At 55.7% G+C, this 10,659-nt stretch carries 13 protein-coding genes and 1 tRNA gene; all 14 read left to right on the forward strand.

The genetic code is table 11. The features are described from left to right. Nucleotides 1–893 (forward strand): hypothetical protein (locus KGZ89_00390; protein MBS3973319.1); only part of this gene is annotated, 893 nt, incomplete at its 5' end. A 7-nt stretch (nt 894–900) separates the two neighbouring features. After that, complete coding sequence (locus tag KGZ89_00395; GenBank protein MBS3973320.1) at nt 901–1,629, forward strand: ABC transporter ATP-binding protein; 729 nt, start codon at nt 901–903, stop codon at nt 1,627–1,629. After that, a complete protein-coding gene (locus KGZ89_00400) occupies nt 1,626–2,357 on the forward strand; it encodes a heme exporter protein CcmB (protein ID MBS3973321.1) in 732 nt (243 codons plus the stop codon). Before KGZ89_00395 ends, KGZ89_00400 begins: the two co-directional genes overlap by 4 nt. A gap of 37 nt (nt 2,358–2,394) precedes the next feature. Continuing rightward, nucleotides 2,395–3,153 carry a cytochrome c biogenesis protein CcsA gene (gene ccsA / locus KGZ89_00405; protein ID MBS3973322.1) on the forward strand — a complete coding sequence of 253 codons (759 nt, stop codon included), beginning with the start codon at nt 2,395–2,397 and terminating at the stop codon, nt 3,151–3,153. 39 nt (nt 3,154–3,192) lie between these two features. Next, nucleotides 3,193–3,375: a CcmD family protein gene (locus KGZ89_00410; protein MBS3973323.1), complete on the forward strand. Its 183-nt coding sequence runs from the start codon at nt 3,193–3,195 to the stop codon at nt 3,373–3,375. A 101-nt stretch (nt 3,376–3,476) separates the two neighbouring features. Beyond that, nucleotides 3,477–4,322 (forward strand): cytochrome c biogenesis protein CcsA, encoded by an 846-nt coding sequence (gene ccsA, locus KGZ89_00415; protein ID MBS3973324.1) that lies wholly within the window; start codon nt 3,477–3,479, stop codon nt 4,320–4,322. Between the two features lie 64 nt (nt 4,323–4,386). Continuing rightward, nucleotides 4,387–5,193 (forward strand): SDR family oxidoreductase, encoded by an 807-nt coding sequence (locus KGZ89_00420; protein MBS3973325.1) that lies wholly within the window; start codon nt 4,387–4,389, stop codon nt 5,191–5,193. 245 nt (nt 5,194–5,438) lie between these two features. Then, entirely contained in the window at nt 5,439–6,833 is a 1,395-nt protein-coding gene (locus KGZ89_00425; protein MBS3973326.1) for a glutamyl-tRNA reductase, read from the forward strand. Beyond that, entirely contained in the window at nt 6,823–7,785 is a 963-nt protein-coding gene (hemC, locus tag KGZ89_00430; GenBank protein ID MBS3973327.1) for a hydroxymethylbilane synthase, read from the forward strand. The genes KGZ89_00425 and hemC overlap by 11 nt, the downstream gene beginning before the upstream one ends. A gap of 9 nt (nt 7,786–7,794) precedes the next feature. Beyond that, nucleotides 7,795–8,592 carry a uroporphyrinogen-III synthase gene (locus tag KGZ89_00435; protein ID MBS3973328.1) on the forward strand — a complete coding sequence of 266 codons (798 nt, stop codon included), beginning with the start codon at nt 7,795–7,797 and terminating at the stop codon, nt 8,590–8,592. Nucleotides 8,593–8,720: 128 nt separating this feature from the next. After that, nucleotides 8,721–8,796: transfer RNA gene (locus KGZ89_00440), tRNA-Ala, on the forward strand. A 141-nt stretch (nt 8,797–8,937) separates the two neighbouring features. Then, nucleotides 8,938–9,171, forward strand: coding sequence for a hypothetical protein (locus tag KGZ89_00445; protein MBS3973329.1), 234 nt, complete (start codon nt 8,938–8,940; stop codon nt 9,169–9,171). Nucleotides 9,172–9,187: 16 nt separating this feature from the next. Continuing rightward, nucleotides 9,188–10,168: a porphobilinogen synthase gene (gene hemB, locus KGZ89_00450; protein ID MBS3973330.1), complete on the forward strand. Its 981-nt coding sequence runs from the start codon at nt 9,188–9,190 to the stop codon at nt 10,166–10,168. Between the two features lie 9 nt (nt 10,169–10,177). Continuing rightward, the coding region (locus KGZ89_00455) for a radical SAM protein (GenBank protein MBS3973331.1) at nt 10,178–10,659 on the forward strand (482 nt) is incomplete at its 3' end.

Here is a 10,659-nt window from a genome sequence, read left to right on the forward strand (position 1 = left end):
ATGCCCTGGCTCATCCATTCGGTATCATTTTCGTGCTGCTGATGGCGGTGTGTCCCTATCTTTCCTGGCTCAAAACGGACACCGCGACTTTCTGGAAGCACTTCAGGTGGCCTGCGATCAGCGCGGCGGTCCTCAGCGTTCCGTTGATGGCTATCTGGTACTTCAAGCTGCTTCCCATTTTGCAGCGCGTAGGATCCCCTTCTGTGCTTGAGCCTGAGTGGTTGGTAATTTTTTATTCGATAGTCGGTAACATAGCTGCCGCTTTGGCCATAACGTCGGCCATATACCTGTTCGTGGAAGCCAGCCGAAAGCGTATGCGCGCGAAAGGTGAGTCGGCGTTGGCCGCACTCGGCAATATATTCATGAAAGCGAGAATACAGTCGGGTGGATATATCACGCACCTTGGTATAGGAATTACGGTGATCGGCCTGATAGGCTCCTCCTTGTATGTGGACGAATCCCGTCCCACCCTTCCAAATGTGCCAGGCTCGCAGATCAATGTTGGCGGATATGATCTGATCTTCCAGGGAATTGACAACGCGGAGCTTCCAAACGGAGATACCGAGACGTGGGCCAATTTCGACATCTATTGGGAAGGGGAAAAGCTTGGAACCGCCAAGCCGGGCAAGACCTTCTTCTTCCGCCAACAACAGGAACAGCGTCACGCTGACGTGGTGGTCGAGTTCTTCCGCGATGTCTTCCTGGTGTTCGATGGCGTCCAAGATGACCGGGTCGTGTTGACCGTGAAGATCAATCCGTTGATCTCCTGGGTATGGTTTGGCTTCGGAGTGATGTGTTTGGGTGCCACATGGTCGATGTGGCCAAGACGCGAGCCGGAAGTCGCACAGCTAAAGGCCGTGCCAGCCCCTGCGCCTTCTCGGAAAAAGAAGTAGTTTCTATATGGATGGAGCTGTCAGCAACCATGCCGTCAGCGTCCGCGAACTATCTCGCACTTTTGGTGCACGAAAGGCGCTGGACGATGTCACTTTCGACCTGGAGGCAGGAGCCTTCCTGTCGATATTTGGTCCGAATGGCGCCGGCAAAACGACTTTAGTCAAGGTGCTGACAACTTTACTGGCACCTTCCAAAGGAGAGGCCAGTGTTTGCGGCCTTCATGTCGTGGAGAAAGCAGTGGAGCTGAGGGAGCGGATCGGTCTGATCAGCCACAACCCACTGCTCTATCCTGACCTTTCCGCCGAGGAGAATCTTAGCTTCTTTGCAGAGATGTATGGGGTCTCATCGCCGGCATCAAGAGTTCGTGAGCTACTTGATGCTGTTGAGCTCGGTCATCGTCGCCTCGATCTGGTCAGGACGTTTTCCAGGGGAATGTTGCAGCGGCTGTCGATTGCCCGGGCGCTGCTGCACAAGCCGGAGGTGCTCTTTCTCGACGAACCCTACTCCGGCCTTGATCCGCATGCCGTCGAGATTTTCGATTCCCTGATGGCTCAGATACGCAAGGATCATACGTTTATTATGATTAGCCACGACCTGACAAAAGGCCTGGAACTCTGTTCTCATGCGCTGATTATGTCCAGAGGCAAGATTGTCTTGTTTGCTCCCAAGTCAGAGATAGACGAGGAGAGCTTTGCGAGTACTTTTCGCGCTACAGTGGGAACCGGTGTCGCATGAGTGCGACACTTCACCCCCGGACATCCGGCAAGTCTCTATCCTGGCGGCAGTTCAAAGCGATTCTTCGCAAAGACATCGTTATGGAGCTAAGAACCAAAGAGATGGTTACCTCGATGGGCATTTACTCTCTGCTGACGATGGTGATCTATCAGGTGGCTCTATCCCAGGCGGGAACGGCGTTCGATCCGCGAAACATCGCTGCTGGATTGCTGTGGCTCGCTTTCGTGTTTACTAGCATGCTTGGCTTGAACAGGTCGCTTGTGCACGAAAAGGACCAGGGCTGCCTGGAGGCGCTGCTACTTAGCCCCGTCGATAGGCCCGTGATTTTCTTTGCCAAAATGACGGGCAATCTTATATTTTTGCTGATAGTCCAGGTGTTGACGATTCCGATCTTTGCGTTCCTATTCCTGCAACATGCGTCGTACGCAGGGGAGTTGTGGAAGATTCCGTTGGCACTTCTTGGCGGCGCACTTGGCATCGCCGGAGTCGGCACGCTGCTCGCTACGATGTCGGTGAACACCAAAGGAAAGGACTTTGTACTTGCGGTACTCTTCGTTCCTCTGATGTATCCGCTGTTGCTGGCGTGTGTCTCGGCTACCTCGGCCGCGGTTCTGGGCGGTGACGGCGCGATGCAGCAGTTTTGGAACGCCATGGGTCTTGTACTTGCGTATGATCTTATTATGATCGCAGCCGCTTACGCGCTATACGAGTTTGTGATTGGCGCCTAAGGGCGGTTGGTCCATCCATCACGAGGAGGTATGAAGCTTGAAGCAGATAAAGATTGCACTGGTGCTACTTGCGATCGGAGGCGTTCTGACCACATCTGCATTCGTGATGGCTTTTACCACTGCCGAGGTTCAGCGCCATACAAGCACGGTGACGCTTCCTGAAAAGGCCGATACGGTCTTTCCGGTTCAGGCTCACACGGAAGACGGCTTTGTCTATCCTCGTCCATGGTTTAGCCAAAAGATATTCTACTTTCACGTTCCGGTGGGCTTGGCATCATTCCTGGTATTCGGCGTGGCAGCTTTCTTTTCCATACGCTTTTTGATGACAAGACGCCAGGAGTTCGATACAAAAAGCAGGATCGGCATGGAGACCACCCTGATGTTTGTCATATTGACCATGGTCACAGGTGTTCTTTGGACACGGGCCGCTTGGGGGGTATGGTGGCAATGGGAGCCGCGGTTGACCACCTACTTCATAATGACTCTGCTCATCATCGCCTATTTCGTGCTGAGGAACTCTATCGAGGATGAGGAGCGCCAGGCAGTTTACGCAGCCGCTTTCTCGTGCATGGCCTTCATCAATGCCCCGATATCTTTTGTGGTTACGCGCCTGATTCCCTCCGCAAGTCATCCGGTAGTTGATGAGACCGAAATGGCGGTATCAAATCTCATACCTTTCCTTGTTGCGATGGCGGGAATGCTCATGGTCGGATATGCCATATACGTTGCGCGCATGAGCGAAGAGCGCCTGAAAGAACGTTTAAGTTTGCTCAAAGATTCGTTCGAGTCGAAATAGTCAATAACCTTACCCTTTCGAAGTCAAGGAGGCGGAAAAATGGAAGCAAGCAATCTCGAACTCTACACTTTGGTGCTGCATGACGCGCCCTTTGTGATAGCGGCATACGCGATCTTGTGGGCTTCGCTGATGGTTTACATCAGCATGGTTTTGCGCAGGTTGCTTAAGATCGAAAAGGAGATGTCTGTTCTTCAGGAGTTCATCGATCGCCGAAACAGTTAAGCCGTCGCTCGTTTTTGAGCTTGGGTGCAAATATGCCTTGCCGAGATGAATGACCTTGGCAAGGCATTCGTATAATATAGAGACGCCCGAAAGGAGGTGCTGTGTTGGAGGAGCTTTCTGTCATATTTAGGTGGCTCTCGCTAGGGTTGCTTATCGTCGCTACCGTGCTTTATGCCTACCAGTTCACGATGCAGAAGAAGAACCTCTTTCGCTGGGCGCGCGTTATCACGGGAGCGGGCTTGCTGTTTTTGACGGCCGCCATCGGAACTCGGCCATTCGCCTTCGATGGTACGCAGTTGACAGGATCTCACAGCACACTCGTGCTTCTTGCCTGGGCTTTGCTGGTCTTGTACTTTGCCGTTGAGCACTTTCTCAAGATCAAGATCTATGGGGTAGCGCTTGTGCCAGTGGTGGTTCTTCTGTTGCTGGTAGCTCAGCTCCAATCCGGTGCGGCCGGAGAGGGTCTTGCCACACGAGAGTATGATCTGGTGGACTCATGGCGTGTTGGAATACATGTGGCAATGATACTGGCGGCAAATGCCTTGTTTGCTGTTGGAGGCCTCGCCGCCGTGTTCTATCTTCTACAGGATGCTCAGCTGAAAGCTCACAAGACCTCGACGCTTTTCAAGCGCTTACCGTCGTTGAGTCAGGCCCAGGCCCTGGCCAGAAGGGCGATCGCGCTTGCTTACCCGATCTACACAGCAGGGATATTTCTGGGTATAGTCCGGGCCGTAGAAACCGGTGTTGAGGGATGGTACTCCGATCCTCGCATCATAATGTCTGGCTTTGTCTGGATGATCTACGGAGTCTATCTGCTGCGTGTTTATCGGCATGGGATTTCGGCTCGCTCGGCGTCATGGATAGCTGTGCTTGGAATAGTGGCGGTGGTGTCAATCTCGGTGCTTGCACGAACGCTGCCAGTCGGTTTCCATCTCTTCGCACTATGAGGAACTCCGGCCGAGGGTATTTATCGTCGGATCGAGGCATCTCGCTGCACTCTAGGTCTGCCTCATGAAGCGCGTCGTAGTTACCGGGGGCTCCAGTGGCATCGGGCTTGCAACCGCAAAGGCATACTTCGCATCGGGCTGTGATGTCGCGATCGTCGCTCGCGATCCGGACAAGCTGGCTCTTGCCGTGGCCAGCATCGAATCGCAGAGGCAGGATTCTTCCCAGCGCCTGATTTCCGCCAGTGCCGATCTGTCTAACTTTTCTCAGGCCAAGGCGGTCATCGATCATTTCGCAAATGTGGACATGACCCCAGACATTCTCGTTAACAGCGCAGGTGTGATATTGCCGGGGGAGTTTCAGTCGATGCCGGTCGATCATCTGACACAGAACCTAGAGTCGGGATTTTTCAGCGTGCTGTGGCCTTGTCGGGCGGCGGCTCCTCACATGGCTGCGCGTGGATCCGGGCATATCGTAAACGTTTCAAGTGTCGCGGGATTCCTCGGTATCTATGGTTATACGGGGTATTCGGCCGCAAAATATGCGGCAATTGGCTTTAGCGAGGCACTTCGCTGTGAGATGAAGCCGCTCGGCGTCAGTGTGCACGTAGTCTGCCCTCCTGATACCGAAACACCTGCGCTGACTGCCGAGCGCGCGATGCGACCCCCTGAGACGGAGGCGATTGCAGGCTCGATTAAACCGATATCGCCGGAGGTTGTGGCAGCGGCGATAGTAAAAGGGGTGAAATCCGGGCGTTTTTATATCATTCCCGATGCGACCGGCCGATTGCTGTTCAGGTTGAAAGGGTTGATACCCGGGTTGTTTTTTGCGTTGATCGATGCGGATGTGCGCAAGGCTCGGCTTCGCAAGTGATGCCGACTGCTTGCTGGATACCGTAGGCTGGCCAAGCGCTTCCGATGCGGCCACACACTTCATGTTTGCCTGCTTCGCTCCAAAGCGGTAGAATCAGTTGCGTTCAGGTGAAGTGCAGGAAGGTGTGTTCTTCGAATATGTGCATGATCGATTTCGCCCCTACCGGACCTGCTTGCCTGAACAACACGCACCAATCCGGTAGGGGCGGTCCTTACTTTGACGACCTGTGAGGCGACAGAAACCTGATGCATCTGACGCTGGTCGGGCTTAGTCATAAGACAGCGCCCGTCGATATACGTGAAAAACTCACCTTTCCTGCTGAAGTGCAGCGAGAGGCTCTCTCTTTATTGACGTCGAATCCTAGTGTTTCTGAGGCAGTGATTGTCTCAACGTGCAATCGCACCGAGATATACGCCGTGACAACCGCAAGCGGCGATGGGTTCGCCCATATCATCGATTTTCTCGTCGAATACCATCAACTCGACCGGCAAGACCTGCTGCGCTATCTGTATACACTGGAAGGAGAGGCGGTCGTAAGGCATCTGTTCCGGGTCGTTTCCTCTCTGGACTCCATGGTAGTCGGTGAAGCTCAGATTCTCGGTCAAATCAAGCAGGCGTATGAGCTCGGATTTGAACACAACGGCACAGGCCGGGTCTTCAATAAGCTGTTCCGCCATAGCTTTGAAGTCGGGAAAAGGGTGCGCAACGAAACAGCTATAGGCGAAGCGGCTGTGTCGATCAGTTATGCCGCCGTCGAGCTTGCCAAGAAGGTCTTTGACAGCCTGCAAGGCAGGACCGTCCTGCTGCTGGGTGCCGGAAAGATGAGTGAGCTTACCGCAAAACACCTGGTGGGCAATGGCGTGGCCAAAGTGTTCGTCACAAACCGGACCTACGAGCGCGCTTGCGAACTGGCCGAGCGCTGTAAGGGCGAGCCTGTCGTGTACGATCGTTTGTTTGAGCGTATGCTCGACGCCGACATCGTGATCTCGTCGACGGCGGCCACCAGCTATGTCGTCACGGAAGCAGATGTTGCGAAGGTGATGCGCGGCAGGCGCGCAAGGCCACTGTTTTTCATCGATATTGCCGTGCCGAGAGATATAGACCCTGAGGTCAACAACATAGATGACGTATTTCTGTACGACATCGACAGCCTTAACGGAGTCGTACAGTCAAATCTTGCTGAGCGCATGCGAGAAGCTGATCTTGCGGAGCAGATAATCGCCGAAGAGATAGCGGCTTTCGAGAGATGGCTGGAGTCGCTTGAGGTGGTTCCAACGGTAGCAGCTATCCGTGCCAAGGCGGAAGGCATTCGGCGCGCTGAGATGGAAAAGGCCTTCAAGCGACTCGACGGACTGTCAGCGCAGGAGCTGGAAACGGTTGAAGCGTTGACTGCTTCGATAGTCAACAAAATGCTGCATGGACCCACGAATCGTCTCAAAGCTGTGGCTGGTCAGCGATTTGGGGTGGCATACATCGAAGCAGCCCGCTATCTGTGGGGACTAGATAGCAATCCTGACGGCAAAAACCCGCATCTTGGGCTAGGATTGTTGCGTAATTTGTTCGGCAGAAAAGAAAAGGCGGCTGAACCGGCCGCTGAAAAACCCAGGAGCGCCGGGAACGGAGACACAATTGGCTGTTAGTAGAAGCAAGCTGGTTATCGGTACTAGAGGCAGCCAGTTGGCTTTGTGGCAGTCCAACTATATAAAGGATCGCCTGGAAGCGACGCTGGGACTTCCGGTCGAGCTAAAAATCATCAAGACCACTGGGGACAAAATTCTCGATGTGCCGCTGGCAAAGGTAGGGGGCAAGGGGCTTTTTACCAAGGAACTTGAAGTTGAGCTGCTGGCCGGGACGGTAGACCTTTGCGTCCACTCGATGAAGGATGTTCCCACAGAGTTGCCGGAGGGCTGCGTAATCGCTGCAGCGCCTGCTCGTGTTGATCCGAGAGACGTCATTGTGTCGGGCCCTTCAGGGTTCGATCTGGAGTCGCTGCCGCACGGCGCGAAGCTGGGTACCAGCAGCCTTCGTCGCAGGAGCCAGGTTCTGGCTTTGCGTCCCGATCTTGAGATCGTGGACGTCCGCGGGAATCTTGATACCAGGATGCGCAAGGCCGAGGAGGGCGTCGTAGACGCAGTTATCCTCGCCAGTGCGGGAATCACCCGGATGGGGTGGTCTGACCGTATCGGCAGTTATATTCCGATCGAGCAGATGGTCCCTGCTGTCGGTCAGGGTGCGATCGCCGTGGAGATTCGCGAAGACGACGATTTCATGCACGAGGTGTGCGATAGCCTCAATGACAGGGAGACCTTCGCATGCGTGACCGCCGAGCGCGTGGTCATGCGCTCTCTCGAGGGTGGCTGTCAGATTCCGATAGGCGCGTTCGCTCGACTGGAAGCCGGCGAGATGGTCATGGATGCTCTCGTGGGCTCGGTGGACGGCGATGTTATTGTGCGAGATCGCCTGAAGGGATCCCCCGATGATCCCGAGGCTCTCGGCTTCGCGATGGTGGAACGGTTGCGCGAGCTTGGCGCCACCGAGATTTTGGCGGGCATTCGTTGCGCCGATAGCGTAAATGGCTTACTAAAGACGTAAGGATATGCCATGGATTTTCCGGCGCCGCCCTTAGAAGGCCTTACGATAGTAGTCACCCGGGCTCGGAAGCAGGCAAGGGAGCTTATCGGTTTGCTGGAGCTTTCAGGCGCACTGGTTTTGGAGTTTCCAGTCATCAAGACCGTCGAACCCGAAGATTGGTCATCCGCTGACGCGGCGATCCGTGATCTTGCCACCTATGAGTGGGTCGTATTTACCTCGGCAAATTCGGTCAAGTCGTTCATCGCGCGCATGGAGCTTCTGGGTGTGAGAATCGAGAGTCTGACGGCTCTTCGTGTGGCGGCCGTGGGGACTTCGACTGCAAGGCACCTTGCCAGTCATGGGGTCGCGATCGATCTTCTGCCGGATGACTTTGTCGCCGAAGGGCTGATCGAAAGGTTCGAGAAAGTCGGGATCGGACAAGGAACCAGGATTTTGTTGCCAAGAGCACTGCACGCTCGGGAGATTCTGCCTGAAACGCTAAGGGAGTGGGGAGCGACAGTCGACGTGGTTCCGGTCTATCGCACCGTGCTTGGGGAGGGAAATCACGATACGCTGGCTTCCATGGAGGCCGGAGAGGTCGATGTCATCACGTTCACGTCGCCTTCGACAGTAGATAACTTTTTGCAACTGGTCGCCTCGACAGGGGCTCGTGATGTTCTCGGCAAGGTGGCGATTGCCGCGATAGGGCCCGTGACTTCCGAGGCGATTCGGGCACATGGCCGGGCAGTTGATATTGAAGCGGCGCCGCACACCGTGACGGGACTCGTTAGGGCGATCGCGCGCTGGGCGCAACAAAAGAAGCTCTGAGTAGGGAACTCCGGGTAAGGCACCGCTCGCTAAAACCCGCAAGCTATGGGCGCGTGCCGCATTGACAACTTGAACGAGGCTATGCAGACTTATGCACTGCTTCTTGTCGCATTCGCGGTGTTGGATGTGGGGACGTGGCTCAGCTGGGAGAGCGCTGCCTTCGCAAGGCAGAGGTCGGCGGTTCGAATCCGCTCGTCTCCACCAACCACTGCTTCCGTCACTATTGCGAGCTTTCGCGGCATATTGCTTGAGTCGCCGGCCGATCGTAACTTAGAAAGCATCGTCGCTCATCGGCATCTGCGATAATATTCTCATTGGAAAATATCTCGAAGCAAGGAGAGCACTATGATGGCAACAGGCCCTGTCGGCTTTCAAGCGCAGTTTCAGGAGTTTATCTTTTATATAGGCGCCGTTCTTCAGCTGATGTTTTGGTTGGTATTGCCGATCGCCGCGATCTGGGCTGTGCTGATATTCAAGCGCGCCGCAGACGCTTATATCGCAAGCTTGTCCGGCGACAAGGCTTCCGTAGTCGCTTCGCCGAAGGAAAACCCCGTCAAGGTAGAGAAGTTCGTCGACTAGATAGGCGGTCATTAGCATGGAGTTTCCCACCTATCGACCACGTCGCCTTCGCGCGTCCGGTACCCTGCGGGCCATGGTTCGCGAGACGACCCTGTGCACAGAAGACCTCATCTATCCGCTCTTCGTAAAGCCCGGAGAGGGACTTCGTGACGAGGTGCCATCGATGCCCGGGGTCTTCCAGATCACAGTAGATCAGCTTCCCGCCGAGATAGAAGAACTCAAAGCACTGGGTATTCCCGCCGTAATCTTGTTTGGCTTGCCCGAGTATAAGGACGAGGCAGGTTCCGGCGCGTATGCTGAGGAAGGAATCGTGCAGCGCGCGATCGCCGCGATAAAGTCGCACGATCCCGAGTACTATGTCATCACCGATGTTTGTCTTTGCGAATACACCTCCCATGGTCATTGTGGACTGCTTGACGAGCGCGGCATGGTTGTAAACGACATCACGCTCGAACTGCTCGCCTCTACCGCGCTCAGTCATGTCGAGGCGGGTGCGGACATGGTCGCCCCCAGCGATATGATGGACGGCCGTGTCGGGACGATTCGCGCGGCCCTGGATGCCGAGGGGCACACGGGAACGCCGATCATGGCGTACTCGGCAAAGTATGCAAGCGCCTACTACGGCCCCTTCAGGGATGCGGCAGAAAGCGCTCCTGCTTTCGGCGATCGAAGGGGCTATCAGATGGACCCGGCCAACAGCGAGGAGGCCCTGCGCGAAACAGCGCTCGATATAGCCGAAGGCGCCGATATCGTGATGGTCAAGCCGGCGCTTGCGTATATGGACATCATTCGTCGAGTCAAGGATGAGTTCGGGTACCCCACCGCGGCCTATAATGTCAGCGGTGAATACGCGATGGTAAAAGCTGCGGCCCAGAACGGCTGGATAGACGAGCGATCGGTTGTCCTGGAAACCCTGACGAGCCTCAAGCGGGCAGGCGCGGACTTGATATTGACCTATCATGCCAAGGACGCGGCGCGCTGGCTTGCGAAAGGTTGATCTGATCACATGAACGATCGCTTGGACACCCCAGAGCTACCAATCGCGGAGCAGGAGCTTGCCGAGGCAAGCGCTCCGTGCGGCGGACTCGGAGTCGGGGTACCCGTAAAGGAGCGGCATCCCGGTAGCCATGGCGGACACCCGGGAGGGCATCCGGCCGGAGCCGTAACACAGAGACAGCGTCATGGCGGCGCCCGGTCCACGGGCTTTCGGCCAGGCGGCGGCCCGCAGGCCATCGCGTATGAGCAGCGCACAGGCATCAAGGCGCCGCGCATCATCGCCTGGGAGATCACCAGAAGCTGCAACCTGTCGTGTGTTCACTGCCGCGCGGCCGCGGAGTTCGGACACTACGAGGGCGAGCTGAGTCTCGACCAGATCAAGGCGACGGTCGATGACATCGTCACCATCTCCAATCCGATATTCATCCTCACCGGCGGCGAGCCGCTGATGCGGCCGGACATCTGGGAGATCGTCGATCATATTCACGGAGC

This window comes from Actinomycetota bacterium, from assembly GCA_018334075.1.
Taxonomy (GTDB): Bacteria; Actinomycetota; Coriobacteriia; order Anaerosomatales; family UBA912; genus JAGXSC01.